General features: G+C 68.7%; 25 protein-coding genes. 11 read left to right on the top strand and 14 right to left on the bottom strand.

The window, feature by feature from the left end; translation table 11 throughout:
* Nucleotides 1-51: 51 nt before the first annotated feature.
* From KOD61_RS07370 to KOD61_RS07355, 4 genes are all read left to right on the top strand, one after another.
* Entirely contained in the window at nt 52-1248 is a 1197-nt protein-coding gene (locus KOD61_RS07370; protein ID WP_311195413.1) for an acyl-CoA dehydrogenase family protein, read from the top strand.
* Between the two features lie 200 nt (nt 1249-1448).
* Nucleotides 1449-6458, top strand: coding sequence for an NAD-glutamate dehydrogenase (locus KOD61_RS07365; RefSeq protein WP_215218083.1), 5010 nt, complete (start codon nt 1449-1451; stop codon nt 6456-6458).
* 105 nt (nt 6459-6563) lie between these two features.
* On the top strand, nt 6564-7337 hold the full coding sequence (locus tag KOD61_RS07360) for an NAD kinase (protein ID WP_215218082.1): 774 nt from the start codon (nt 6564-6566) through the stop codon (nt 7335-7337).
* 401 nt (nt 7338-7738) lie between these two features.
* Complete coding sequence (locus KOD61_RS07355) at nt 7739-8671, top strand: 5'-nucleotidase (protein WP_215218081.1); 933 nt, start codon at nt 7739-7741, stop codon at nt 8669-8671.
* Nucleotides 8672-8682: 11 nt separating this feature from the next.
* Here KOD61_RS07355 and KOD61_RS07350 read toward each other — a convergent pair whose 3' ends face one another.
* The 10 genes from KOD61_RS07350 to KOD61_RS07305 are packed head-to-tail and all read right to left on the bottom strand — an operon-like array spanning nt 8683 to nt 18343.
* A complete protein-coding gene (locus KOD61_RS07350) occupies nt 8683-9231 on the bottom strand; it encodes a DUF2939 domain-containing protein (RefSeq protein ID WP_215218080.1) in 549 nt (182 codons plus the stop codon).
* A complete protein-coding gene (locus KOD61_RS07345) occupies nt 9232-9918 on the bottom strand; it encodes a DUF2461 domain-containing protein (protein WP_215218079.1) in 687 nt (228 codons plus the stop codon).
* Between the two features lie 45 nt (nt 9919-9963).
* Entirely contained in the window at nt 9964-11406 is a 1443-nt protein-coding gene (sbcB, locus tag KOD61_RS07340; protein ID WP_215218078.1) for an exodeoxyribonuclease I, read from the bottom strand.
* Nucleotides 11407-11455: 49 nt separating this feature from the next.
* Nucleotides 11456-12844, bottom strand: coding sequence for an FAD-dependent oxidoreductase (locus KOD61_RS07335; RefSeq protein WP_215218077.1), 1389 nt, complete (start codon nt 12842-12844; stop codon nt 11456-11458).
* A 36-nt stretch (nt 12845-12880) separates the two neighbouring features.
* Nucleotides 12881-14158, bottom strand: a complete 1278-nt coding sequence (gene kynU, locus KOD61_RS07330; RefSeq protein WP_215218076.1) for a kynureninase — start codon at nt 14156-14158, stop codon at nt 12881-12883.
* Between the two features lie 30 nt (nt 14159-14188).
* On the bottom strand, nt 14189-15214 hold the full coding sequence (locus tag KOD61_RS07325) for an amidohydrolase family protein (protein WP_215218075.1): 1026 nt from the start codon (nt 15212-15214) through the stop codon (nt 14189-14191).
* Nucleotides 15215-15258: 44 nt separating this feature from the next.
* Entirely contained in the window at nt 15259-15810 is a 552-nt protein-coding gene (locus KOD61_RS07320; RefSeq protein WP_215218074.1) for a 3-hydroxyanthranilate 3,4-dioxygenase, read from the bottom strand.
* Between the two features lie 12 nt (nt 15811-15822).
* A complete protein-coding gene (locus KOD61_RS07315) occupies nt 15823-16248 on the bottom strand; it encodes a RidA family protein (RefSeq protein ID WP_215218073.1) in 426 nt (141 codons plus the stop codon).
* A gap of 1 nt (nt 16249) precedes the next feature.
* Entirely contained in the window at nt 16250-16912 is a 663-nt protein-coding gene (can, locus tag KOD61_RS07310) for a carbonate dehydratase (RefSeq protein WP_215218072.1), read from the bottom strand.
* A 6-nt stretch (nt 16913-16918) separates the two neighbouring features.
* Entirely contained in the window at nt 16919-18343 is a 1425-nt protein-coding gene (locus tag KOD61_RS07305) for an aldehyde dehydrogenase (protein ID WP_215218071.1), read from the bottom strand.
* A 93-nt stretch (nt 18344-18436) separates the two neighbouring features.
* Here KOD61_RS07305 and KOD61_RS07300 point away from each other — a divergent pair, with 93 nt between their 5' ends.
* From KOD61_RS07300 to KOD61_RS07290, 3 genes are read left to right on the top strand one after another with little or no spacing between them, the layout of a single operon-like run.
* On the top strand, nt 18437-19060 hold the full coding sequence (locus tag KOD61_RS07300) for an RNA polymerase sigma factor (RefSeq protein WP_215220325.1): 624 nt from the start codon (nt 18437-18439) through the stop codon (nt 19058-19060).
* On the top strand, nt 19057-19584 hold the full coding sequence (locus tag KOD61_RS07295; protein WP_215218070.1) for a hypothetical protein: 528 nt from the start codon (nt 19057-19059) through the stop codon (nt 19582-19584). The genes KOD61_RS07300 and KOD61_RS07295 overlap by 4 nt, the downstream gene beginning before the upstream one ends.
* A 13-nt stretch (nt 19585-19597) precedes the next feature.
* On the top strand, nt 19598-20521 hold the full coding sequence (locus KOD61_RS07290; RefSeq protein WP_215218069.1) for a DUF4097 family beta strand repeat-containing protein: 924 nt from the start codon (nt 19598-19600) through the stop codon (nt 20519-20521).
* A 27-nt stretch (nt 20522-20548) separates the two neighbouring features.
* Here KOD61_RS07290 and KOD61_RS07285 read toward each other — a convergent pair whose 3' ends face one another.
* The 4 genes from KOD61_RS07285 to asnS are packed head-to-tail and all read right to left on the bottom strand — an operon-like array spanning nt 20549 to nt 23404.
* Nucleotides 20549-21334: an SDR family oxidoreductase gene (locus tag KOD61_RS07285; RefSeq protein WP_215218068.1), complete on the bottom strand. Its 786-nt coding sequence runs from the start codon at nt 21332-21334 to the stop codon at nt 20549-20551.
* 37 nt (nt 21335-21371) lie between these two features.
* Entirely contained in the window at nt 21372-21689 is a 318-nt protein-coding gene (locus KOD61_RS07280; RefSeq protein ID WP_215218067.1) for a hypothetical protein, read from the bottom strand.
* Nucleotides 21686-21991, bottom strand: coding sequence for a hypothetical protein (locus KOD61_RS07275; protein WP_215218066.1), 306 nt, complete (start codon nt 21989-21991; stop codon nt 21686-21688). The genes KOD61_RS07280 and KOD61_RS07275 overlap by 4 nt, the downstream gene beginning before the upstream one ends.
* Nucleotides 21992-22003: 12 nt before the next feature.
* The gene (gene asnS / locus KOD61_RS07270) at nt 22004-23404 is read right to left on the bottom strand and encodes an asparagine--tRNA ligase (RefSeq protein ID WP_215218065.1); all 1401 of its coding nucleotides are present in this window, start codon (nt 23402-23404) and stop codon (nt 22004-22006) included.
* Nucleotides 23405-23573: 169 nt separating this feature from the next.
* Here asnS and KOD61_RS07265 point away from each other — a divergent pair, with 169 nt between their 5' ends.
* The 4 genes from KOD61_RS07265 to rplI all read left to right on the top strand — a co-directional run bounded on the left by KOD61_RS07265 (nt 23574) and on the right by rplI (nt 25326).
* On the top strand, nt 23574-23912 hold the full coding sequence (locus tag KOD61_RS07265; RefSeq protein WP_215218064.1) for a HesB/IscA family protein: 339 nt from the start codon (nt 23574-23576) through the stop codon (nt 23910-23912).
* Nucleotides 23913-24086: 174 nt separating this feature from the next.
* Entirely contained in the window at nt 24087-24548 is a 462-nt protein-coding gene (gene rpsF, locus KOD61_RS07260; RefSeq protein ID WP_215218063.1) for a 30S ribosomal protein S6, read from the top strand.
* 23 nt (nt 24549-24571) lie between these two features.
* Nucleotides 24572-24802, top strand: a complete 231-nt coding sequence (rpsR, locus tag KOD61_RS07255) for a 30S ribosomal protein S18 (protein ID WP_031372470.1) — start codon at nt 24572-24574, stop codon at nt 24800-24802.
* A gap of 71 nt (nt 24803-24873) precedes the next feature.
* A complete protein-coding gene (gene rplI / locus KOD61_RS07250; RefSeq protein ID WP_215218062.1) occupies nt 24874-25326 on the top strand; it encodes a 50S ribosomal protein L9 in 453 nt (150 codons plus the stop codon).
* Nucleotides 25327-25509: the final 183 nt, after the last annotated feature.

Here is a 25509-nt window from a genome sequence, read left to right as displayed (position 1 = left end):
GGTTCGGTAAACCGGTGCGCAGGGATACAATTGCCCGGCTGCAGCGACGACTTGCAGACCAACTTCCGCGATAACCGAGGTGCCGACGTGGATTTTCGCTTCACCGAAGAGCAGTTGATGATTCAGGACGTGGCGCGCCGCATCGCGCAGGAGAAGATCGCCCCGAGCGCCGAGCACCACGACCGGACCGGTGAGTTCCCGCTGGAGAACATCCGCACCCTCGGCGAGAACGGCCTGATGGGCATCGAGGTCCCGACCGAGTACGGCGGTGCCGGCATGGACCCGATCTCCTACGTGCTGGCGATGGTGGAGATCGCCGCCGCCGACGCCGCGCACTCCACCATCGTGTCGGTCAACAACTCGCTGTTCTGCAACGGCATCCTGAAGTTCGGTACCGAGGAGCAGAAGCAGCTCTACGTGCGGGCAATTGCCGAGGGCAAGGAAATCGGCGCGTTCGCGCTGACCGAGCCGCAGTCCGGTTCCGACGCCACAGCGATGCGCTGCAAGGCCGTGAAGCAGGACGACGGCAGCTTCGTGGTCAATGGCAAGAAGAGCTGGATCACCTCCGGCCCGGTGGCCAAGTACATCGTGCTGTTCGCGATGACCGACGCCGACAAGGGCGCGCGCGGCATCACCGCCTTCCTGATCGACACCACGCGTGACGGGTTCGGCCGCGGCAAGACCGAGCCCAAGCTCGGCATCCGCGCCTCTGCCACCTGCGAAATCGAGTTCAACGACTACGTGGTCAAGGCCGACGAGGTGCTCGGCCAGGAAGGCGAGGGCTTCAAGATCGCGATGAGCGTGCTCGACGCCGGCCGCATCGGCATCGCCAGCCAGGCCATCGGCATCGCACGCGCCGCTTACGAGGCCACGCTGGAATACGTGAAGGAGCGCAAGGCCTTCGGCCAGCCGATCGGCGCGTTCCAGATGACCCAGGCCAAGATCGCCGACATGAAGTGCAAGCTCGACGCCTCGCTGCTGCTTACGCTGCGCGCGGCGTGGCAGAAGGGGCAGTTCGAGAACGGCGGCGCGCGCTTCAGCAACGAGGCCGCGATCGCCAAGCTGACCGCCTCGGAAGCGGCGATGTGGATCACCCACCAGGCGCTGCAGATCCACGGCGGGATGGGCTATTCCAAGGAAATGCCGATCGAGCGCTACTTCCGCGACGCCAAGATCACCGAGATCTACGAGGGCACCAGCGAGATCCAGCGCCTGGTCATCGCCCGTAACGAGACCGGGCTGCGCTGAGATGCCCATCCCCGGTTGCCGCTTTGCCGCCGCCTGCCATGTGCAGCGCGGCTGCGATCGCCGCGATATCCCGATCGTCGCCCGCGGCGCGGGGGCCCATTCCGGGTGCCCGCGCGTGGCAGGCGTGACCCTGCCTATCCACTGAACCCTGTCGTGGCCTGCGTGAAAGCGTGGGCCTCTCTTTTGGACGATCCGTTCACATGAGCACCAAACCCAAAGCCCCCGCACGCGCAGCCAAGCCGGTTGCGAGCAAATCCCCCGCCCGCAGGAAGGCACCGGCAGCGTCCGGCGCGAGCACGACCCGGAGCGACGCGGTGTCGCTCAAGCCCATCATCGACGTGATCCGCAAGCGGCTGCCCAAGGCGCGGCACGCGGAGGGCGAGGCGTTCTCGCAGGCGTTCTACAAGCGCATGGGTGAGGACGAGCTGCCCAAGCACACGCCCGAAGGATGGGCCGCGCTGGCGAGCGACTTCCTCGACTTCGCCCGTACCCGCAAGCCGGGCACCGCGCGGGCGCGCCTGTTCAACCCGAGCCGCGCCACCCATGGTTGGGAGTCGCCGCACACGGTGCTGCAGATCGTCAACGACGACATGCCGTTCCTGGTCGACTCGGTGACCATGGCGCTGACCGAGCAGGACATCGGTGTGCATGTGCTGGGCCACCCGGTGGTGGCGATCAAGCGCGACAAGGCCGGCAAGCTTTTGTCGGTGGGCGAGGGCGAGCCCGAGTCGCTGATGCACCTGGAGATCGACCGCCTCGACGCGGAGACCATGTCGAAGGTGCAGAAGGCGGTGGAGGCGGTACTGGCCGACGTGCGGGCGATCGTGCGCGACTGGTCGGAGATGCGGGGGCGCATGCTGGAGGTGTCCGAGCACATCGCCGAGCGCCGCCTGCCGGTGACCGAGGCCGGCCGCCGCGAGGCGCAGGAGTTCCTGCGCTGGGCCGCGGATAACCACTTCACTTTCCTGGGCTACCGCCAGTACGAGGTCGTCAAGAAGGGAGGCGAGGAGGTGCTGTCGGCGGTCGAAGGGTCCGGCCTGGGCCTGCTCAGCGGCACCGACGAGCGCAAGCCGCGGCCGTTGTCTTCGCTGGCCGCGCACTACATGCCGCAATCGGGCGCGGTCGACGCGCTGATCCTGACCAAGACCAACGCGCGCGCCACCGTGCACCGCCCGGGCTACATGGACTACATCGGCGTGCTCACGTTCGACAAGGACGGCAAGCCGGTGCGCGAGGACCGCTTCCTCGGCCTGTACACCTCCAGCGCCTACAGCCGCCGCCCGTGGGACATCCCGCTGGTGCGCGAGCGCCACAACTACGTGATGGAGAAGTCCGGCCTGCCGGCCGACAGCCACAGCGGCAAGGCCCTGCGCCACATCCTGGAGACGCTGCCGCGCGACGAGCTGTTCCAGTCCACCGGAGACGAGCTGCTGCGCACCAGTACCGGCATCCTCGGCCTGCAGGAGCGTGTGCGCAGCAAGCTGTTCCTGCGCCGTGACCGCTACGGCCGGTTCTTCTCGGGGCTGGTCTACATCCCGCGCGACCGCTTCAACACGGACGTGCGCCTGCGCATCGAGGCGATGCTCAAGCGCGTGTTGCACGGCGAGCATGTCGACACCACCGTGGTCCTGGGCGAGTCGCCGCTCGCGCAGCTGCACCTGCTGGTGCGGCCGAAGTCGGGCGAGGCGATCCAGGTCGACAACGCCGCGATCGAGGCCGAGCTGGCCGAGATCGTGCGCAACTGGCGCGACGACCTGCGCGAGTTGCTGGTCGAGCGCCACGGCGAGCAGCAGGGCCTGGCGCTGGCCAACGGCTTCGGCCGCGCGTTGCCGGCCGGTTACATCGAGGACGTCACCGTCGCGATTGCGGCCGACGACGTCGAGCACCTGGCCGCCCTGACCGGCCCGGAAGACCTCCGGCTGAGCCTGTCGCGCGTGCGCCCCGGCGCCGGCGGCCTGCGCTTCAAGTTCTACCGGCAGAACGAGGACATCGCGCTGTCGGATGCGTTGCCGATGATGGAGAACATGGGCCTCCGGGTGGTCTCCGAGCATCCGTACCGGCTCTACGCCCACAGCAACCTGATGTACATCCAGGACTTCGAGGTCGAGACCAGCAACCCCGACGCCGACATCGCCGATGTCGACGAGGACTTCGAGAACGCCTTCGCCCGGATCTGGCACGGCGACGCCGAGAACGACGGCTTCAACCGGCTGATCCTCGGTGCCGGCCTGTCGTGGCGCCAGGTCGCCATGCTGCGGGCCTACAGCAAATACCTGCAGCAGGTGGGCGTGCCGTTCTCGCAGAGCTATGTCGAGGAAACCTTCAACCGCTATCCGGTGCTCGCGCGCCTGATGGTCGAGCTGTTCGAGGCGCGCTTCGACCCGACCACCGGCCGCGAGGGCAAGGCCGAGGTGAAGGCCGGCATGGAGCGCCTGCGCAGCCAGTTTGCGCGGCTGGTTGCCGGCGACGAGGTGCTGATGGGCGCACTGGAGCCGGTGATCGCCTCGCGCACCGGCAAGCGTGACGTGCAGATCGCGGCCACCCGCAACACCCTGATGAGCCTGCTCGACCGCGTGTCCAGCCTCGACGAGGACCGCATCCTGCGCAGCTTCATCGGCGTGATCGAAGCGACCCTGCGCACCAGCTACTACCAGCAAGGTGACGACGGTACGCACAAGGGCTACGTCAGCTACAAGTTCGACTCGGCCGAGGTGCCGGACCTGCCCAAGCCGCGTCCGTACCGCGAGATCTACGTCTACGGCCCGCGCGTGGAGGGCATCCACCTGCGTTTCGGCCCGGTCGCCCGTGGCGGCCTGCGCTGGTCGGACCGCCGCGAAGACTTCCGTACCGAGGTGCTGGGCCTGGTGAAGGCGCAGATGGTGAAGAACACCGTGATCGTGCCGGTCGGCTCGAAGGGCGGCTTCATCAGCAAGAAGCCGCCGGCCAGCGGTGACCGCGACGCGATCCAGGCCGAGGGCGTGGCGTGCTACCAGATGTTCATCAACGGCCTGCTGGACATCACCGACAACCTGGTGGACGGCAAGGTCGTCCATCCGGCCAACGTGGTCCGGCACGACCAGGACGACCCGTACCTGGTGGTGGCGGCCGACAAGGGCACGGCGAAGTTCTCCGACATCGCCAACGCGATTGCCCGCGAGCATGGTTACTGGCTCGACGACGCGTTCGCGTCGGGTGGCTCGGTCGGCTATGACCACAAGGGCATGGGCATCACCGCCAAGGGGGCGTGGGAGTCGGTCAAGCGCCACTTCCGTGCGCTTGGCCACGACACCCAGAAGCAGGACTTCACCGCGGTCGGCATCGGCGACATGTCCGGCGACGTGTTCGGCAACGGCATGTTGCTGAGCAAACACATCCGCCTGGTGGCCGCGTTCGACCACCGCCACATCTTCCTCGACCCCAACCCCGAAGCCGCACGCTCGTACAAGGAGCGCCTGCGGCTGTTCAAGCTGCCGCGCTCGAGCTGGGAGGACTACGACGCCTCGCTGATCAGCCAGGGTGGCGGCGTTTTCCCGCGCAGCGCCAAGTCGATCCGGATCAGCCCGCAGGTGCGCGAGGTGCTCGGTATCGACGACTCGGTCTCGGCGATGAGCCCGGCCGAACTCATGAGCGCGATCCTGAAGTCGCCGGTGGACCTGGTCTGGAATGGCGGCATCGGCACCTACGTCAAGGGCAGCACCGAAACCCACGCCGAGGTTGGTGACCGCGCCAACAACGCGCTGCGGGTAGACGGCCGCGACCTGCGCTGTCGGGTGGTGGGTGAGGGCGGCAACCTGGGCTTCACCCAGCTGGGCCGCATCGAGGCCGCCCACAATGGCGTGTTGCTGAATGCCGACTTCATCGACAACTCCGCCGGCGTGGACACCTCAGACCACGAGGTGAACATCAAGATCCTGCTCAACTCGCAGGTGCAGGCGGGCAAGCTGAAGCTGGCCGAGCGCAACAAGCTGCTGGCGGCGATGACCGACGAAGTCGAGCAGCTGGTGCTGATCGACAACTACCGCCAGAACCAGGCGATCAGCCTGATGGAGCGGATGTCGGTGCCGCGGCTGGGCTCCAAGCAGCATTTCATCCGCACGCTGGAGTCGCAGGGGCTGCTGGACCGCCAGATCGAGTACCTGCCGTCGGACGCCGAGATCGCCGAGCGCAAGGCGCGCGGGCAGGGCTTGACGCGGCCGGAGCTGGCGGTGCTGCTGTCCTACAGCAAGTTGGTGCTGTTCCAGCAGCTGGTCGACTCCGACGTGCCCGAGGATCCGTACCTGTCCAAGGAACTGGTGCGTTACTTCCCCGGTCCGCTGCAGGCCAAGTACGCGAAGGCGATGGAGAACCACCGCCTGAAGCGCGAGATCATCGCCACCGCGGTGACCAACTCGATGGTCAACCGCATGGGGGCCACTTTCACCCTGCGCATGCAGGAAGACACCGGCCGCAGCGCCGGCGAAGTGGCCGAGGCGTACACGATCGCGCGCGAGGCGATCGACGCACGCGGCCTGTGGGCGCAGATCGACGCCCTCGACGGCAAGGTGGCCGAGGCGGTGCAGATCGACGCGCTGCAGACGATCTGGCAGCTGATGCGCTCGATGTCGCGCTGGCTGCTGTCGCGTCCGGGTGCGATGCCGGAGATCACGGCCGCGATGGCGCGTTACGGCGATGGCCTGAAGGCGGTGCGCGAATCTCTGCCGCAGACCATGTCGGAGGTGCGGCGCGAGGTCTTTGCCGCAAGTCTGGAGGACTGGAAGTCCAAGGGCGTACCCGGCGCCCTCGCAGAGCAGCTCGCTGCCTTGCCGCTGCTGGAGTTCGGCTGCGACATCGTCGAGATCGCCCACGCCCGAAAGCTGTCGCCGGTGGACGTGGCCCGCGCCTACTTCGGGCTGGGTGCCGCACTGCAGCTGCCGTGGCTGTACGAGCAGATCGAGTCGCTGCCGGTCGACGGGCGCTGGCAGGCGCTGGCGCGTGGCGCCCTGCGCGACGAGCTGGGTGCCCAGCAGCGGGCGCTGGTCGGGCAGATCCTCGCCGGCGGCGGAAAGAAGTCGGCTGACGACCGGGTCGACGCCTGGCTGAAGCGCGACGACGCCACGCTGCGGTTCACCCAGGCGATGCTGGCCGAACTGCAGAACCAGAAGACGCTCGACTACCCGACGGTATCGGTGGTGGTGCGCCGGCTGGCGCAGGTGGCCAGCGCCGGCGCCTGACGTCCAAGCGGTCCACGGGCGCGGCGGCGATCATTCGCCGCCGCGCTTTTTTTTCGCCCGTCGCGCGGCCGCGTTATCCTGCTGCGACCGACACCGGAGCCGCCGATGACCGCGACGCCCCGCATCGCCTTCCTGGCAAGTACCGCCGACGACGCCCAGGCCGCCTGCGCCAAGCTGGTCGACCGGCACGGCGACGTGCCGCCCGAGGATGCCGAGGTACTGGTTGCCCTGGGTGGCGACGGCTTCATGCTGCAGACGCTGCACCGCCACGGCGGCCTCGGCAAGCCGGTGTATGGCATGAAGCTGGGGACCGTCGGGTTCCTGATGAACCACTTGGCGCTTGACGGCCTGCTCGAGCGAATCCATGCCGCCGAGCCCGCGGTCCTGCGCCCCTTGGAGATGCTGGCGGAAACCGAATCCGGTGCCAGCGTCGGCTCGCTCGCCTACAACGAGGTCTCGTTGCTGCGGCAGACGCGCCAGGCGGCGCACCTGTCGATCGCGCTCAACGGCCAGATCCGGTTGGACGAGCTGATCTGCGACGGCGTCCTGGTCGCTTCGCCCGCCGGCAGTACGGCGTACAACTTCTCTGCCCACGGGCCGATCCTGCCCCTGGGGGCCAACGTGATGGCACTGACCCCGATCGCTGCGTTCCGGCCCCGGCGCTGGCGCGGCGCCGTGCTGAAGGCCGACACCGAGGTCCGGTTCCGCGTGCTTGATCCGTACAAGCGGCCGGTCAGCGCAACCGCCGATTCGCACGAGGTTCGCGACGTGGTGGAAGTGACCATCCGCGAGTCGCACGACCGCACGGTGACGCTGCTGTTCGACCCCGAGCACAACCTCGAGGACCGGATCCTGGCGGAGCAGTTCACTAGCGGATAGCGGTCGGATGGAGCTTTCGCGGGTTTGCGACTGAAGAGCGCGTGGATGCGCGCGAGCGGCCTCCGGGCAGGCCGATCAGTCGCTCCCCGATACTCGCTTGGTGATCGGCCTGCCCGAAGGCCGCCTCCGACGTCCCCGCGATCTTGTAGGAGCGGCTTCAGCCGCGATCTGGATAGTTGGATGCTGCCGCCAATCCACGATCGCGGCTGAAGCCGCTCCTACAACCACCCCGAATGTTGAAGGCGCGGGGCGGGTAGCCCGCAAACCAAGCGAGTATCGGGGAGCGACTTTGCGGGCTACCCGGCCCGGGCCCCCGCGCACCCCATCCCCACCAACCCCCAAAACGCACCACACGCACACCGTTCTCATCCCACGAGACCGCGATCCTGCAGAATGGCTCCATGCCCGACGCACAAGCCGATCCGCTGATTGTCGCGATCTCTTCGCGCACCCTGTTCGACCTCGAGGACAGCCACACGCTGTTCGAGCGTGAGGGCCTCGATGCCTACGCCGCGTTCCAGCGCAGCCACGAGGACGACCTGCTTGAACCGGGCGTGGCCTTCCCGCTGGTGCGCAAACTGCTGGGCCTCAACGACGGGTCACCGCCTGATGCGCCGCGGGTCGAGGTGATCCTGATCTCGCGCAACTCGGCCGACACCGGGCTGCGCATCTTCAATTCCATCGCCCACCACGGCCTCTCGATCCGGCGTGCCGCGTTCAGTAATGGCGCTCCGCCTTTTCCTTACATCCGCCCGTTCGGTGCCGACCTGTTCCTGTCGACCCATGCAGAGGACGTGCGCAGCGCGCTGGCAGCGGGGGTCGCGGCGGCCACGCTGTTGCCGGCCAAGGCGCCGCAGCATCGGCATGACCAGTTGCGGATCGCGTTCGATGGTGACGCCGTCATTTTCGACGACGAGGGCGAGCGGGTATCGCGCGAGGGTGGGCTGGAGGCCTTTGCCGAGCACGAGCGCACGCGCGCAGGTGAGCCACTTTCCGGTGGGCCGTTCCGCGGGTTCCTGGACGCACTGCACCGGCTGCAGGCGGCATTCCCGATCGGCGAGGCGTCGCCGATCCGTACCGCGCTGGTCACTGCACGGTCGGTGCCTGCACACGAGCGGGTGATCCGGACGCTGCGCGAATGGGGCATCCGGCTGGACGAGGCGCTGTTCCTCGGTGGCCGGCCGAAAGGCCCGTTCCTGGACGCGTTCGGGGCCGACATCTTCTTCGACGACTCCGAGCACAACATCGAGTCGGCCCGTGGGCTGGTGACCGCCGGCCACGTCCCGCACGGCATCGCCAATCCGGTCCTGCCGGTGGGCAAGCCGACCGGCTGACGCCGGGGTGATCAGTCGACCGCGCTGATCGGCAGCCGGATGTCGGTGAGCTTCCACTGCAGGCCGTCGCGCGTCAGCACGAACGTGACCGGCTCGCCGTTACGGTCCTCGACGGTGGCGGTAAAGCGCGACGGGGAATCGAATCCGTAATCGGGTTCGCGCAACGGATCACCCGGCGACGCGTGCTCATAGGTGTTGCCGGTGACGCCACCGCCACTGGCGCGGTGCCACACCGCGCGCCCCTGCAGCAGCGCCCCGATCCCGGCTGGCGTGACCATGGTGTCGACCGCGCCACCCGCCAGTCCACTGGCGATACGCACCGCGACGACGCCGAACAGGCTCGCCTGGGCGTCGGGGCCGGCACGACGGACCACGTAGTCGTCGACCTGCGCCTTGAGGTTGGCACGCAACACCGGGAAGTCCACGTGGCGCGCCAGCGCGCCGGTGTCCTGGGCCTGCACGGCGTCGCGGATGCCGTTGTAGGCCAGGAACGGGCCGGCAACGACGTAGGCGAGCAGCAACGCGAGGGCGAGGACGGGGAGGGCGAGCCACTTCTTCATTCAGAACTCCAGGTCCAGCGACGCACACAGGTAGTCGACAAACGGGGCGAGCGTTTCGAGGTCGCTCCGCAGCGTTGCCAACAGGCGGGGACCGGTCATCGCGTCGTCGCCCAGCGGACGCAACGCGGCGAAGTTCTTGCGCCGCAGGTCGTCGGCAAACTCGAAATCGGACGGGAACCCCGCCGGCATGCGTACGAGCATCTCGCTGTCGTCGTGGCGGAACCGCCGGCGCAGACGGGTGCCGTGGGCCGCGGCTTTCCAGCCGGCCGGATTGTCCACGATGAAATGCCGGACCCGGCGCACGGTAGGCGTCTCCGGGTGCCACAGGCCGGCGCCGACGAAACATTCGCCCGGCTGCAGGTGGATGTAGAACGATGGCGCGGCGACCTGCCGGCGCCGCTCGTGGAAAACCCGCGCGCCCTGCCAGCCTTTGTACGGCGATTTGTCGTTGGCGAAGCGCGTGTCGCGCTGGATGCGGAACATCGACCCGCCCACTGTCCGCGGGTCGGACCGGTAGTGTGGGCTGATGCCGGCAATGATGGGTTGCAGGTCGGTCAGCAACTGCTGGAACGGTGCCCGGACATGGGCCTCGAAGTCGGTCTTGTGCGCGTGGAACCAAGTCCGGTTGTTGTTGCGCGCCAGCGCCCGCAGGAACCGGAACGACCTGTCGCTGAAGTACGTGGACATGGCGCCTATCCTAGCCGTGCATGCCTGACGTTGAACTGTCGTGGATCAAGCCAGGCTGCGCTCGATGTCGCCGCGCCACGCCTCGATCTCGCCCAGCAGGGCCAGGCTTGCGGGATTGCCGGCGTGGAGGGTCCGGAGTTCGGCCAGCTCGGCGTCGAACCGCGCAAAACCGTACTCGGCGCCGGCAGCGTCATCGCGCAGGCGCCTGCGGCGGTAGTCGTTCCACCGCGCACGCTCGGTGGGGGACAGGGTCTCCGGCCAGTTGCGGGCGCGGTACCGGAACAGCAGTTCGTGCAGGCGGGCGTCGCGGAACCCAAAGTTCGCCCCGCCCAGCGCTTCGGGCGCGGTCGCGCGTACCTGCGGGAGCAGGCGCTTGTCGGCGCCGTCGATGAAGCCGTCGTACAGGCTCCCGTCCGGATCGCCGGGGGTGTGTTCGCGATTGCGCGCGAACACCTGGCGGACCTTTTCGGCCAGGTCCGGGCCGGCGTCGCGGATCGTTGCGGCGCGGCTTTCGGCCAACGCCGCGTCGATGCCCAGCCTGGCGAAATCAGCCGGGCGCAGGTGGTTCCAGGCCGACAAAGCCGGGCTCCGGTTGAGGTGGATCTCCTTCAGGCCAATGCGCTCGACGCCCTCGGGCAGGTCTGTGCTGCGCACGTACAGCCGTGCGGCGATTGCTTCGGCATCCAACGCCAGCAACGGGCCGGGGTCCTGGCCCAGGTCGAACGCGACCACCCGATTGTCGATGTGCGGGTGGCGGGCAATCGGCACCATCGGCGCCGCGCACAGACGACTGGCCGGGAACCGCTGCGAGATGTGCAGCACCGGGGTCATCGCCACGGTGTCGAGCAGGCTCGCGGCGAACCGCTTGTCGCGCAGGCGCAGCGCGTAGTCCCATAGCCGCGGCTGGGCAGCCTTGAGCTTGCGCGCCAGGCCGATCAGGGCGCGCACATCCGACAGCGCCTCGTGGGCATCACCCTCGCGGACGCAGTTGGCCTCCGCCAGGTGCTCGAGCCGGAACGACGTCGCGCCGTCCTCGCGTGTGGGCCAGGCCAGACCTTCGGGGCGCAGGGCGTGCGCGAAGCGGAGCACATCCAGCAGGTCCCAGCGCGAGTTGCCGCCGCGCCATTCGCGCTCGTAGACGTCGAAGAAGTTGCGGAACAGCCCGTGCCGCACGAACTCGTCGTCGAACCGCAGCGAGTTGTAGCCGAGGCTGCAGGTCTCCGGCCGCGACATCTCCTCGCAGATCAGCGCGAACGCATGGGCCTCGGCCATGCCCTCGCTCAGGGCGTGTTGCGGCGTGATGCCGGTGATCAGGGTCGCGGTGGGCGAAGGCAGCAGGTCGTCGGCCGGGCGCACGAAGATGCTGATCGGCTCTTCGACCTGGTTGAGGTCGGTGTCGGTGCGGATTGCCGCGAACTGGGCGACCCGGCTGCCGCGCGGGTCGGCGCCGAAGGTCTCGAGGTCGTAGAACAGGAAGCTGGCGGGCATGGGCGGGTTCGGTTGGGCTACGGCAGGGCGTGCGCGGGCGTGCCCGGCATCATGCGGGCCGGTCGTCCCCGGGCAACGACGCCAGGCGCGCGCGCACGGCTGCGTCCACCGAATCCCAGTCCAGCGTATCCAGGCGCTGGTGGCCGCGGGTCAGCTCCACCAGCAGCTCGCGCTGGATGTTGCCGCGCTCCAGCGCCACCGCGTACGGAATGTGCCGGAACGTGACCATCGCGTAGCGGGGCACGAAGCGGTCGGGATGGCGCTCGGCCAGCAAACGTTCGAGTGCGCGCTGGATCAGGTAATCATCGTCGTCGACCCGGTCGCGCATCTCCAGGTAGTTCTCCAGCGCCATGTGCTGGATCGCGCGGGCGTTGGGCAGGCGCTCGGCCTGGAATGCGGCGAATGCGGTGGCGCGGTCAGCGGTCCGGTCCAGGTGTTCGGCCAGCGCGACGCAGTCCTCGAACGCGCAGTTCATGCCCTGGCCGTGGAACGGCACCATGGCATGCGCGGCGTCGCCGACCAGCACGGCGCGCCCGTCCAGGTGCCAACGATCCAGGTACAGCGTGCCGAGCACGCCCGTCGGGTTGCCGTCGAAGTCCTGCTCCAGCCGCGGGATCAGCGCCGAAGCGTCGGGGAACTCGCGGTCGAACAGCGCACGCGCGTCGGCGCCGGTGCGGATGGTGTCGAAGCCCGGCACGCCGGCCTCGGGGTCGGCCGCGTTGGGCAGGAACAGGGTGACGGTGAACGTCTGCTCGTCATTGGGCAGCGCGATGCACATGTAGCGGCCGCGGGGCCAGATGTGCAGTGCGTTGGGCTCGATCAGGAAGTCGCCGCCGGGCGATGGCGGAATCTCGAGTTCCTTGTAGGAGTGGTCGAGGAAGTCGCTGCGCTCGCGCAGGTCGGTCTCCGCCGCCATGGCCTGGCGCAGCGAGGAACCGGCACCGTCGGCACCAATCAGGGTGCGGAACGGGATCGCGCGCGACTGGCCGTCCCGGCCACCGTAATGGGCGATCCGGTTGTCGAAGTCGACGGACTGCAGGCCGAGGTCGAAGTGGAGCCTGGCGCCGGCGCGCTCGGCGATGTCGAGCAGGATCCGGTTGAGTTCGCCGCGGTGGACCGACCAGATCACTTCGCTGTCGTCGCGACCGTAGCGCTGCAGGTCGGTGCGGCCGTCGGCGAAGTGCACCATGCGTCCCCGCATCATCACCGCCTGCGCCATCACCGCTTCGTCGGCCCCGGCCTGGCGCAGCGCATTGCGGCCGCGCTCGGCGAGCGCGAGATTGATCGACCGGCCGCGCTCGAGGTCGCGCTTGCGCGGGTCGTCGCGCTTCTCGTAGACCTCGACGTCCCAGCCGCGGCGGGCGAGCAGGGTGGCGAGCACGGCACCGGCCAGGCCGGCGCCGATGATGGTGAGGTGCCTGTCGTTCGGTGGGTTCAACGGAGCGGACCTCTTCCCGGATCGGTGGTCATGGGGCTAGCGCCCGGCATCGCGCCAGGCTTCGACGGCATGGGCGAAGCGGAACACGTCCTCGAAGGTGTTGTACAGCGGTGCCGGCGAGATGCGGATCACGTCCGGCTCGCGCCAGTCGCCCAGCACGCCGTGCGCGGCGAGGTGGCCGAACAGTGCGCGGCCCTGCTCACGCCCGCCGCGCACGCGGATCGACAACTGGCAGCCGCGCTGTGCCGGGTCGCGCGGGGTCACCACCTCGAGGGTGTCGGCCAGGCGTTCGTCGATCAACTGCTGCAAATAGCCGGTCAGCCGCAGCGATTTCTGGCGCAGGGCAGGCATGCCAACCGCGTCGAACTGGTCAAGCGAGGCGCGCAGCGGCGCAAGGCCCAGGATCGGCGGGTTGCTCAGCTGCCAGCCATCGGCGCCCTCGGACGGGACGAAGTCGGGGCCCATGCGGAAACGACTGGCCGGCTCGTGGCCCCACCAGCCGGCGAACCGCTGCACGCCACTGTGCGCATGGCGCTCGTGGACGAAACAGCCGGCGACCGCCCCCGGCCCACTGTTGAGGTACTTGTAGTGGCACCAGACCGCGAAGTCGGCGCCGTCGTCATGCAACGACAACTCGATGTTGCCGGCCGCGTGGGCGAGGTCCAGGCCGCAGCGCGCGCCCTGGGCATGCGCGAGCCGGGTGACCTCGCGCAGGTCGAACGACTGGCCGGTGCGGTACTGGACGCCCGGCCACAGCACCAGCGCGAGCCGGTGGCCGTGCGTTTCGATGGCGGCTGTGATCGCCTCCATCGAGAACAGGCCACCGGGCAGGTCGGGCTCCAGTTCGATCAGGTCGGTGTCCGGGTCGAAACCGTGGAAGGCGATCTGCGAAGCCACCGCGTACCGGTCCGACGGGAACGCACCGGCCTCGATCAGGATCGCCGGCCGCTCGGCGGTCGGGCGGTAGAAGCTGACCATCATCAGGTGCAGGTTGGCGGTCAGCGAATTCATCGCGACCACTTCCAGCGGCTTCGCCCCGACCAGCCGGGCGAGTGGCTCGCGCATCAGCCCGTGGTAGCTCAGCCACTGCGAGTGCCCGCGGAAATGACCCTCCACCGCCTCCATCGACCACTTGTCCAGCACGTCTTCGACCTGGGCGCGGGTGCCGCGCGGCTGCAGCCCGAGCGAGTTGCCGACGAAATAGGCCTGGTCGGCGTCATCGTGCCGGGGCACGTGGAACTCGGCGCGGCGCGTGGGCAACGGGTCGGTCGCATCGAGCGAGCGGGCGTGGTCGAGCGAGTACGGATTGGTCACTTCGGATGGGGTCCTTTGTGGGGCAGGGTGTCAGGCGAAGCGGGACGTCGGCAGGCCAAGCCACTCCAGCGCGGTGCCGTGGAACAGCCGCGCTTGCTGGCCGGCATTCAGTTCCAGCGCATCGATGCCGGCGCCGGGCGCCTGCTCGCCCAGCGGGAACGGGTAGTCGGTGCCCAGCATCACCCGGTCCACGCCGCAGGTGTCGAGCAGGTAGCGCAGCGCGGCACGGTCGGCCACCCAGGAATCGAAGTAGAGCCGCTGCAGGTACTCGCGCGGGTTGCGCGGATTGTCGGTGGCGACCAGGTCCGGGCGCATGTTGAAGCCGTGCTCGATGCGGCCGATGGTGTACGGGAACGAGCCGCCGCCATGGGCCAGGCAGATCTTGAGCTTCGGCAGCCGCTCCAATACCCCGCCGAAGACCAGCGAGCAGGCCGCGCGCGATTGCTCGGCCGGCATCCCGACCAGCCACGGCAGCCAGTACTTGGGCATGGTGTCGGTGCCCATCATGTCCCACGGGTGGACCAGGATGGCCGCGCCGAGTTCGCTGGCGGCCTCGAAAAACCCGAACAGCTCCGGCGCGTCGAGGTTCCAGTTGCCACCGTCGGCCAGGCCGACGTGGCTGCCAATCTGCACGCCCTGCAGGCCCAGCTGGTCCATGCAGCGCTCCAGCTCCTGGGTCGCCAGCCGCGGTGACTGCAGCGGCACGGTGCCGATGCCGGCGTAATGCCGCGGGTGGTCGCGGCAGGTCTGCGCCATGTGGTCGTTGAGCGCCTGGTGCAGCTCCAGCGCGTGGTGCGGCCGAGCCCAGTAGCAGAACATCACCGGCACCGTACTCAGTACCTGGACCTGCACGCCGTAGCGGGCGTAGTCGTCGATGCGCTCCTGCGGGTCCCAGGTCTTGGACCAGATCTCGCGGAAGAACTTGCCGTCCTTGTAGATGCGGTGCCGGCCATCCTCGGTGTGGTGGATCACCGGGAAGCGGTTCTCGCCGTACTTGCGCGCCAGGTCGGGCCAGTCGCGTGGCAGGTAATGGGCGTGGGTATCGATCTTGAGCATCGTCACATCATGCCGGAGCGTCGGGTGGGCGGGCGAGCAGGGCGCTAGGTGATGTCGGCCTGCGAGTCGGCGTCCAGCTCGTAGCGCGACGGCCGTGGGTTCAGGGTGCCGCAGTGGGCGCAGGTGCGCAGGGCCTCGTCGCGGTAGAAGTTCTCGAACACCCGGAAGAAGTCCTGCTCGATGTCGACCAGGTGGAAGGTTTCCTCGTAGAGCTTGTGGTTGCAGTTGATGCAGAACCACATCAGCGCATCGTCCTCGTGCGCCAGGCGTTTGCGCTCGATCACGAGCCCGACCGACCCGGGCATCCGCTGCGGGCTGTGCGGCACCCGCGGCGGGAGGTAGAACATCTCGCCGGCGCGGATGCGCACGTCGCGCGGTTTGCCGTCCTCCTGGATGCGCAGGACCATCTCGCCTTCCAGCTGGTGGAAGAACTCCGGGCCTTCCTCCCAGTGGTAATCGGTCCGGGCGTTGGGGCCACCGACGATCATCACGATGTAGTCGTCGTCGACGATGCACTTGTTGCCGACCGGCGGCTTGAGCAGGTCACGGTGTTCCTCGATCCAGGCCTGCAGGTCAATCGGGGTGGGCAGCGGCATGGCGGTTCTCCGTCAGGCGGGCAGGGCGGCGACGCACTTGAGCTCGATGGCGATCGGCGTCGGCAGCGCGTCGATGCCCAGGGTGGTGCGGCACGGGGCGGCGTCGATGTCGGGGAAATACTGCGCCCACACCGCGTTGTAGCCGGCGAAGTCGCCCGCCATGTCGGTGAGGTAGACGGTGACGTCCACCAGGTCCTCCCAGCGCGCGCCGCTGGCCTCGAGCACTGCGCGCACGTTCGCGAACACGGCGTGGGCCTGGGCACCTATGTCGTGGGCGACCAGCCGGCCCTCGGCGTCATGCACGTTGCCGGCGATGGCGTTGGTGGCGGGGTCACGCGGGCCGATGCCGGACAGGAACAGCAGGTTGCCGACCCGCCGCGCGTGCGGATACGCGCCGACCGGCCGTGGCGCCGCGCTGGCGCGGATGCCGCCGGACATGTCAGCGGTCCTCCTTGTCCACGCGGATCCGGGCGAGGGCGTCGGCGTACTTCCCGGGCAACCGCTCGGACGCGTTAACGTCGATGCCCAGGTCGTGGACCCGGCCGTCGCGCAGGGTGTAGACCCAGCCGTGCACGGCCAGCGACTGCCCGCGCGTCCAGGCATCGCGCACGACGGTGGTGTGGCAGACGTTGACCACCTGCTCGAGCACGTTGAGCTCGCACAGGCGGTCGTGCCGCAGCTCGTCGTCGTTGAAGTTGCACAGCGCGTCGCTGTGCTGCTCGGCAACGTCGGCGACATGCCGGATCCAGTTGTCCGACAGCCCAAGGCGGCGCCCGTGCAGCGCTGCGTGCACGCCACCACAGCCGTAGTGGCCCACCACCAGGATGTGCTTGACCTTCAGCACGTCGACCGCGAACTGGATCACCGACAGGCAGTTGAGGTCGGTGTGCACGACGACGTTGGCGATGTTGCGGTGGACGAACACCTCACCGGGTGCGCGGTCGATGATCTGGTTGGCCGGCACGCGTGAATCGCTGCAGCCGATCCAGAGGTACTCGGGTGCCTGCTGGCGCGACAGCCGTTCGAAGAAGCCGGGATCCTCGGCGCTGACCCGGTCGGCCCATTCGCGGTTATGGCGAAGAAGTTCGGAAAGTGAAGGCATCGTGTCTCAGTCCAGTCGTAGGCCGACGTTCTTGGCGTCGGTGAAGAATCGCATCGCTTCGGCGCCGCCTTCGCGGCCCAGCCCCGATGTGCCGGTGCCGCCGAACGGCGTGCGCAGGTCGCGCTGCAGCCAGGTGTTGATCCAGACCATGCCGGCGCGCAGGTCGCGGGCCAGCCGGTGGGCGCGGTTGAGGTCGCGGGTCCAGACCGAGGCGGCCAGCCCGTAGTCGCCGGCATTGGCGAGCGCGAGCGCCTCGTCGTCATCGTCGAACGGCTGCAGCGTCACGACCGGCCCGAAGATCTCCTCGCGGTTGCTGGCACAGTCCGGCCCGAGCCCCTCGATGACGGTGGGAGCGACAAACCAGCCCGGCCGGTCGACCACGGTGCCGCCGCACAGCACGCGTCCGCCCTCGTCGCGTGCGCGCGCGATCGCGGAGACCACCTTGTCGAAATGCGCCTGCGAGACCAGTGGGCCGAGCTGCGTGTCCTCGTCGATCGGGTCGCCGATGCGCAGGGCGGTCGCGCGTTCGACCAGCGCCTCGCGGAACTCGACCTGGATGCGGCGTTCCACCAGCATCCGCGAGCCGCACAGGCAAATCTGCCCGGAGTTCTGGAATGCCGACCGCACGAGGGTGTCCAGATGATCGCGCCAGTCGCTGTCCGCGAATACCAGGGTCGGGTTCTTGCCGCCCAGCTCGAGCGAGACCTTCTTCAGCAGCGGCGCCGCCAGACCGGCGATGCGGCGTCCCACTGCGGTACTGCCGGTGAACGACACCGCCTTGACCGCAGGATGCAGTACCAGCGGTTCGCCGACCTCGGGCCCGAGGCCGTGGACGATGTTGAGCACGCCCGGCGGGAAGCCAATCCCGGCCGCGAGCTCCGCCAGCATCGTCGCCGTCACCGGGGTGATCTCCGACGGCTTGGCCACCACGGTGTTGCCGGCCGCAAGCGCCGGCGCGATCTTCCAGGTCAACAGGTAGAGCGGCAGGTTCCAGGGCGAGATGGTCGCCACCACGCCCAATGGCGGGCGCAGGGTGTAGTTGAGGCCGGCCTCCCCGTGGTGGGACTCGCTGGCGAACTGGGTCGCGGCATGTGCGAAAAAGCGCAGGTTGCTGATGGCACGCGGGATCTCGACTTCGCGCGCAAGCTTGATGGGCTTGCCGCCATCCCGCGATTCGGCCTGGGCGAACGCCTCCAGCCGCGACTCCAGCGCATCGGCCAGTTTTTCGAGCCAACGGGCGCGGGCGCTGTTTGGCAGGGCGGACCATGTCGGGAAAGCCGCACGTGCTGCCTCCACAGCCGCATCGACATCGGTGGCGTCGCCCTGGGCGACCTCGGCGAACGGCCGGGCGCTGGCCGGATCGAAAACCGGTTGCGAGCGGCCATTGGCCGTCTCGCGTGCTTTGCCGTCGATCCAGTGGGTCAGGCGCATCCGGGAAGCTTAGCGCGCACCCCGGCATCCGTCTTTTGCATGCGCTACCGCACGGACTTAAACCATCCGCCGCCCCGGCTCATCCGAGTGACTATGCTGACCGCCGTGATCGACCTCCCGAGCCAGAACGATGCGAAGCCCCGGACCATTGCCGGGCAGCGCGCCGATGATGCTGGCGCGGCCGATGACGACCGGCTGCTCGTCGCGGCTGCTGCGAAAGGCGGGGTCGCGGAGTTCGAGACGCTGTACCGGCGCCATGCCGGTCGCGTGCATGGCGTCATCGTGCGACTGGTCGGTGGCCGTGGCGCACGCGCCGACGACCTGACCCAGGAAGCGTTCGTGCGCGCGTGGCAGGCGTTGCCGGAGTTCCGGTACGAGGCGGCGTTCTCGACGTGGCTCCACCGGTTGGCGGTCAACACCGCGCTGATGGAGTTGCGCAGGCGCCGCTCGCGCCCGCAGGACGATGGCGACGATGACGCCTTCGAGCTGCTGGGTGCGACCGACTCGGCCGGCCACACTACCGCGCTGTCGATGGACTTGGAGCGCGCCGTGGCGAGCCTGCCCCCGCGAGCCAGGGCGGTGCTGGTGCTGTACGACGTGGAAGGCTGGAAACACGAAGAGATCGCGACCGAGCTGGGCATGGCGGTCGGCAGTTCCAAGGCACAGTTGCACCGCGCGCGCAGCCTGTTGCGCGAGCGGCTGGGAGCACATGCATGAACGATGACAACAACAACCTGCGCGACGACGCGACGGGCGACCCGCTGCGCTGGCAGTTGCGGGCGCTGCGCCGCGACCAGGCGCCCGACCGCGATCTGTGGCCCGGCATCGAAGCCGCATTGGTGCGCCCGCTGGCCGCGCCCCGTCGCAACCCTTCCGTCCTTCCGGTGGCACTGGCGGCAAGCCTGCTCGCGATGGTCGGGGTTGCCGGCTGGTGGCAGGCCGGCGAGCCGGTCTCCGTCCAGGTCGCCCGTCCGGACGACGCGGTGCCGGCCACGCTGGTCGAGCGCGAAGTTGCCGGCATGACGCGGCAGTACGACGCCGCGCTCATGGAACTCGGCACCGCCCGGGTCGCGCCAGACGGCGACCACGCCTACAGCGCCGCCCTGGACGAGCTGGACCGCAGCGCCGGTCTCATCCTCGACGCGCTTGCCCACGACCCCGACTCGCGACTGCTCCTGCAGCAGCTGCGCCGCACCTATACCCAGCGGCTTGCGCTCGCGCAGCGCGCCGCCCTCAGTTGACCGGAGCCCCGCCATGAATACTGTCCGCCGCCGAATCCTCGCCCCGTCCATCGCCTTCGCCCTGCTGGTGGCAGCAACCGCTGCCTGGGCTGATACGCCGATCGACGAGACCCGTGCGCTCGACCCCAACGGCCGGATCGAGATCGACAACCTCAAGGGCCGTATCGACGTCGAGGCCTGGGACCGAGCCGAGGTGCGGATTACCGGTTCGCTCGGCGAGGGCGTCGAGAAGCTCGAGATCGACGGCGACAACCGCAGCCTCAGCGTGCGGGTGAAATACCCGCGGCGCGGCGGGCTCGGTTTCCTGTCGGGCGACAACACCGGCCCGACCCGGCTGCACGTGATGGTGCCGCTGCGCGCCGACCTGGAGATCGACTCGGTGGCGGCGGACATCGACGTGGTGGGCGTCGCCCCGGCCGAGGTGTCCATCGACAGCGTCAGCGGCAACGTGGTGCTGGTCGGCGCGCCGCGCGAGTTGTCGGTCGAAACCGTCAGCGGCGACCTGCGGGTGACGTCCAACAGCCGTGATGTGGACATCGCCAGCGTCAGCGGCGACATCCGGCTGGGCGGACGGCTCGACGGCAAGGTGGACCTGGAGACGGTCTCCGGCGACGCCGTGATCGAGGTGCACGAGTCGCTGGTGCGATCGGTGTCGGCGACCTCGGTGTCGGGCGACCTCGAGTTGCGCGCGGCCCTCGCCGCCGGCGGTGAGATCTCGATGGAAAGCGTCAGCGGCGATGTCGACCTGCGCCTGCCGGCCAACCTGTCGGCGGAAGTACGCGGCGAAAGTTTCAGCGGCGACCTGGTCGCCCCGGACGCGCGTATCGAGCGGCCGCGCCACGGCCCCGGTGCCAGTTTCCGCCACCGCTACGGCAGTGGCGACGGCGAGATCTCGGTCGAGACCTTCTCCGGCGACGCCCGCCTGCGGCTGGACTGACCGCCGGCGCCTGCCGGCGCGCGCGGGCTAGAGCGAGCGTGTGCGGCCGCCGTCCACCGGAAGGTTGACGCCGGTGATATAGGCCGCGGCCGGGGAGCACAGGAAGGCGACCGCGTTGGCGGTCTCCTCCGGCCGGGCAAAGCGGCCCAGCGGGATGTCGGCGACCATCGAAGCAAAGACGTCCTCGCGGCTGCGTCCGGTGCGCTCCGCGCTGGTGGTGATGATCTGCTCGATTCGCGGCGTCTCGGTCGAGCCCGGCAGCACGTTGTTGACGGTGATGCCGCGCGGCGCCAGCTCGGTGGCCAGTGTCTTGGCCCAGCTGGCGACCGCCCAGCGGGTGGTGTTGGACACGCCCAGCCCGCGGATCGGTTCCTTCACCGAGGTCGAGATGACGTTGACGATGCGGCCGTAGCCGTCGCGCTCCATGCCCGGAACCACCGCCTCGGCGAGCACGTGGTTGGCCAGCAGGTGCTGGCGGTAGGCGGCCTCGAACGCGGCCGGGTCGGTGCCGCGGATGGTGCCCGGGGCGGGGCCACCGCTGTTGTTGACCAGGATGTGGACGGGCTTGCCGGCCACCAGGGCTTCGACCCGGGCACGCAATTCCTCGGTATGACTGGCGTCGGCCGCAATCCACCCGTGTGCCTGGGCGCGCTGGCGGGGGAGTGCGGCGACGACGTCGCGCAGGACCTCCTCGCGCCGTGCCAGGACGGTGACATCGGCACCCAGGCCGGCGAGTGCCTTCGCGGTGGCCAGTCCGATGCCCTGGCTGGCGCCGCAGACCAGCGCGTGCCGGCCGGTGAGGTTCAGGTCCATCGTCGGTCTCCTCGGTTCCCGGAAGCGCCGGGTCGGGTCAGTGGCGGACGGGCAGCTTGCGCAGCATCCGCGCGGGCAATTCCTCGTCGCTGCCGGCCGGGGGCTCGAGCTCCGACAGGGTGAATCCACGGGCGGCCGCGTCGTCCTCGTCCATGCCGTCGAAGGCGCTGAACTCGGCGTCCATCAGCGCGGCGCGCGCGCTGTCCTCGCTGTCGTAGGACAGGGTGGCGCCATCGCTGTCGAACACCTCGGCGGTGCCGGCCTCGCGTACCCGCAGGCGGGCCCAGACCACGGTCCGGCCGATCGTTGCCAACCACCATTCCTCGCGGGTCGCCCGCGGCATCTCGTCAGTCATGCGGCCACCAGTGAAAGCAGGTAGAGGGTCCCGGCCCCGACCAGGCCGATGATGATCGTGGAGAGGGCGATCCGCGCCGGCGTGGCGAGGCCGTCCAGGTTGCGGTCCCCGGCCGATCGATAGCCACCGCGCAGCAACCAGGCCCATGCCGACGGCCGCGCGAACGCGTTGGCGCCCAGCTCGGCCAGCAGCGTCGGGTGGCGGTCGCGCACATGGACCAGCATCAACGGCCAGAAGATCACGAACGCGGTGGCCCCGGCGATGGCCAGGGCGAGGAAGAGCAGGGCGAAGAACAGGATCACCGTCGCCGCCTGTCAGTAGTCGGCCGTGCCGGGCGCACGCGGGTAGGGGATCGCGTCGCGGATGTTCGACAGGCCGCAGACATAGACAACCAGCCGCTCGAAGCCCAGCCCGAAGCCCGAGTGCGGAACCGAGCCGTAACGGCGGAAGTCGCGATACCACTGGTAGTGGCCGGGGTCGAGGCCGAACTGCGCCATGCGCGCGTCGAGCACGTCCAGGCGCTCCTCGCGCTGCGAGCCGCCGATGATCTCGCCGATGCCCGGGGCCAGCACGTCCATCGCCGCGACCGTCCTGCCGTCGTCGTTGAGGCGCATGTAGAAGGCCTTGATGTGCTCGGGGTAGTTGCTGACCACCACCGGGCGACCCACGTGCTGCTCGGTCAACCAGCGCTCGTGCTCGGTCTGCAGGTCCAGGCCCCACTCTACCGGGAAGTCGAACTTCTGGCCGGAGGCCTGCAGCAGCTTGATCGCATCGGTGTAGTCGATCTGCTCGAACGGTGCGTTGATGAACGCCTCCAGCCGGGCGACCGCATCCTTCTGCACGCGCTCGGCGATGAACGCCATGTCGTCGGCGCGCTCGTCCAGCACCGCGCGGAACAGGTACTTGAGGAAGTCCTCGGCGACGCGCGCGTTCTCCTTCAGGTCGGCGAAGGCGATCTCCGGCTCCACCATCCAGAACTCGGCCAGGTGGCGGGTGGTGTTGGAATTCTCGGCGCGGAAGGTCGGGCCGAAGGTGTACACCTTGCTCAGCGCAAGGCAGTAGGCCTCGACGTTGAGCTGGCCGGACACGGTCAGGAAGGTCTCCTTGCCGAAGAAGTCACGGCTGAAGTCGACCTCGCCGCTGGCGTTGCGGGGCAGGTTGGCCAGGTCCAGGGTCGAGACCCGGAACATCTGTCCGGCACCCTCCGCGTCGGAGGTGGTCACGATCGGCGTGCTGATCCAGAAGTAGCCGTTCTCGTGGAAGAACCGGTGCACCGCCTTGGAGAGGCAGTCGCGGATGCGGGTGACCGCGCCGAACAGGTTGGTCCGCGGGCGCAGGTGGGCGACTTCGCGCAGGAACTCCAGCGAATGCGCCTTGGGCTGGATCGGGTAGGTCTCGGGGTCGTCGACCCAGCCGACCACCTCCACGCGGCTGGCCTGAATCTCGAAACCCTGGCCCTTGCCCTGCGAAGCGACCAGCTCGCCCGTGGCGATCACCGAGCAGCCGGCCGTGAGGTGCTTCACCTCCGACTCGTAGTTCGACAGCGTGGCCGGCGCGACCACCTGGATGGGTGCGAAGCAGGAGCCGTCGCTGACGTTGACGAAGCTCAGGCCGGCCTTGGAATCGCGCCGGGTGCGCACCCAGCCGCGGACGGTGACTTCGCCGCCTACCGGCAGCCGGCCTTCAAGGGCGTGTTGCACACTTGTCGTGGTCATGCAGTTTCTCGTTCCAGGGGGTCGCCGCCAGCCGGGCTTGAAACGCCGCGGCGCGGGCCGATATCAAGCGACGAAGTCTACCGGAGCGGTTCATCCCACGCCGCCGTTACCGCCGCCGCACCGCTATAATCGGCCCGGCCACACGCAGTTGCAGCACTACGGAGTATTCATGTCCATCAGCCTGACGCCCGCCGCCCTTGCCCGCGTGCAGCGCTACCTCGCCGAAACCCCCGACGCGATCGGCCTGAGGTTCGGCGTGAGCAAGACCGGTTGTTCCGGTTGGCAGCACACCGCCGACCTGGCCAGGGAAGAGCGGGCCGGCGACACCGTGTTCGAGCAGAACGGCGTGCGCATCTACGTCGATCCGATCAGTCTGGCGCAGGTCGACGGCACCCAGATCGATCTGGTCAAGCAGCGCCTGGGCGAGCAGTTCCTGTTCCGCAACCCCAACGCCAGTGCCGAATGCGGCTGCGGCGAAAGCTTCACGACCGACGCCGACGTCGCCTGAGCGGTTTGTAGAGGCGCTCGATCCGCGCGTCCCGCCACTGGTTGCGCGCCCCATAAGCTGCCATAATGCCCGGCTTCCTCCGGGTTTCCGGGGGGACCTTGCCCCACCTGCACGCGAATCCCGCCGGCAGGGGGGCTGTCCGGCCTAGGGGCCGATATCCACAAGGAAAACACCATGCGTCATTACGAAGTCGTGTTCCTGGTCCACCCGGACCAGAGCGAGCAGGTGCCGGCCATGATCGAGCGCTACAAGGGCTTGATCGAGGGCGGCGAGGGCAAGATCCACCGTCTCGAGGACTGGGGCCGCCGCCAGCTGGCGTACCCGATCGAGAACCTGGTCAAGGCCCACTACGTGCTGCTCAACATCGAGTGCAGCCAGGCCGTGCTGAACGAGCTGGTCGACGGTTTCCGCTTCAACGACGCGGTGCTGCGCCACCTGGTCATGAAGCGCGACGCCGCCGACACCGAGCAGTCGCTGATCATGAAGTTCAAGGACGAGAAGGGCGACAAGCCCGAGCGCGGCGAGCGTCGCCGCCGTGACGACGACAGCAACGAAGGCGAGGGCGGCAAGTCCGACGCCGGTTCGGAAGAGAAGTCCGACGACGCCAAGTCCGACGATTCCAACGAAGCCGCCTGATCACGCCCCCCAGGAGCACGCACATGTCCAAGTTCTTCCGCCGCCGCAAGTTCTGCAAGTTCACCGCCGAGGGTGTCAAGGAGATCGACTACAAGGATCTCAACACCCTGCGCCAGTACCTCACCGAGACCGGCAAGATCGTGCCGTCGCGCGTGACCGGTACCAAGTCGAAGTACCAGCGCCAGCTGGCAACGGCCGTCAAGCGCGCCCGTTTCCTCGCGCTGATCCCGTACACCGACAACCACAACGCCTGATCGACCTCCCGGTCATTCGGACAGCACTGTTGCGGGGCCACGCGCCTCGCTAACGAATACGGAGCACCACCATGCAACTGATCCTCCTGCAGAACGTGCAGAACCTCGGCAAGCTCGGCGACAAGGTCGACGTCAAGCCGGGTTACGGCCGCAACTTCCTGGTCCCGCAGGGCAAGGCCACGCCGGCGACCGAGGCCAACCTGGCCGAGTTCGAGACGCGCCGCGCCGAGTACGAAGCCAAGGCCAAGGCCATGCACGACGACGCCGAGGCCCGCCAGGCCAAGCTCGCCGACGTGTCGGTGACGATCCGTGCGAATGCCGCCGCGGAAGGCAAGCTCTACGGTTCGGTCTCGACCCGCGACATCGCCGAGGCGCTGACCAAGGCCGGCTACCCGGTCGAGAAGTCCGAAGTGATCATGGGTGAGGGCGCCATCCGCCGCACCGGCGAGTACGATGTCGTGATCCACCTGCACGCCGACATCGAAGCCACCGTCAAGGTGGTGGTCGAGGGCGAAGTGGCCTGATCGCCACCGCAAACGGATCCATCCGGGGGGCGCCGAAAGGCGCCCTTCGTTTTTTGGGCGCCGCGGCGCGTCGCATATCCTGCGACAGCACCGTGGGACAAGTGCCTCGGCCGACTGTCCACCCGATATCCACAGACTTATCCGTACCCGGCCGTCGCGTTCGGCCCTAGGATGCGCGCTCGG

Source organism: Lysobacter luteus (assembly GCF_907164845.1).
GTDB classification, from domain to species: domain Bacteria; phylum Pseudomonadota; class Gammaproteobacteria; order Xanthomonadales; family Xanthomonadaceae; genus Novilysobacter; species Novilysobacter luteus.
Note: the sequence above shows the minus strand (reverse complement) of the source record. Positions and strands in the feature narration are given on the sequence as shown.

Coding starts and splice junctions, on each gene's coding strand:
- KOD61_RS07325 (WP_215218075.1), bottom strand. CDS start 15,214: ATGCTCAAGATCGATACCCACGCCCATTACCTGCCACGCGACTGGCCC.
- KOD61_RS07360 (WP_215218082.1), top strand. CDS start 6,564: ATGACCGCGACGCCCCGCATCGCCTTCCTGGCAAGTACCGCCGACGAC.
- rpsR (WP_031372470.1), top strand. CDS start 24,572: ATGTCCAAGTTCTTCCGCCGCCGCAAGTTCTGCAAGTTCACCGCCGAG.
- rpsF (WP_215218063.1), top strand. CDS start 24,087: ATGCGTCATTACGAAGTCGTGTTCCTGGTCCACCCGGACCAGAGCGAG.
- sbcB (WP_215218078.1), bottom strand. CDS start 11,406: ATGCCCGCCAGCTTCCTGTTCTACGACCTCGAGACCTTCGGCGCCGAC.
- can (WP_215218072.1), bottom strand. CDS start 16,912: ATGCCTTCACTTTCCGAACTTCTTCGCCATAACCGCGAATGGGCCGAC.
- KOD61_RS07265 (WP_215218064.1), top strand. CDS start 23,574: ATGTCCATCAGCCTGACGCCCGCCGCCCTTGCCCGCGTGCAGCGCTAC.
- KOD61_RS07315 (WP_215218073.1), bottom strand. CDS start 16,248: ATGTCCGGCGGCATCCGCGCCAGCGCGGCGCCACGGCCGGTCGGCGCG.
- KOD61_RS07345 (WP_215218079.1), bottom strand. CDS start 9,918: ATGTCCACGTACTTCAGCGACAGGTCGTTCCGGTTCCTGCGGGCGCTG.
- KOD61_RS07295 (WP_215218070.1), top strand. CDS start 19,057: ATGAACGATGACAACAACAACCTGCGCGACGACGCGACGGGCGACCCG.
- asnS (WP_215218065.1), bottom strand. CDS start 23,404: ATGACCACGACAAGTGTGCAACACGCCCTTGAAGGCCGGCTGCCGGTA.
- KOD61_RS07280 (WP_215218067.1), bottom strand. CDS start 21,689: ATGACTGACGAGATGCCGCGGGCGACCCGCGAGGAATGGTGGTTGGCA.
- KOD61_RS07290 (WP_215218069.1), top strand. CDS start 19,598: ATGAATACTGTCCGCCGCCGAATCCTCGCCCCGTCCATCGCCTTCGCC.
- rplI (WP_215218062.1), top strand. CDS start 24,874: ATGCAACTGATCCTCCTGCAGAACGTGCAGAACCTCGGCAAGCTCGGC.
- KOD61_RS07285 (WP_215218068.1), bottom strand. CDS start 21,334: ATGGACCTGAACCTCACCGGCCGGCACGCGCTGGTCTGCGGCGCCAGC.
- KOD61_RS07320 (WP_215218074.1), bottom strand. CDS start 15,810: ATGCCGCTGCCCACCCCGATTGACCTGCAGGCCTGGATCGAGGAACAC.
- KOD61_RS07350 (WP_215218080.1), bottom strand. CDS start 9,231: ATGAAGAAGTGGCTCGCCCTCCCCGTCCTCGCCCTCGCGTTGCTGCTC.
- KOD61_RS07355 (WP_215218081.1), top strand. CDS start 7,739: ATGCCCGACGCACAAGCCGATCCGCTGATTGTCGCGATCTCTTCGCGC.
- KOD61_RS07365 (WP_215218083.1), top strand. CDS start 1,449: ATGAGCACCAAACCCAAAGCCCCCGCACGCGCAGCCAAGCCGGTTGCG.
- KOD61_RS07300 (WP_215220325.1), top strand. CDS start 18,437: ATGCTGACCGCCGTGATCGACCTCCCGAGCCAGAACGATGCGAAGCCC.
- KOD61_RS07305 (WP_215218071.1), bottom strand. CDS start 18,343: ATGCGCCTGACCCACTGGATCGACGGCAAAGCACGCGAGACGGCCAAT.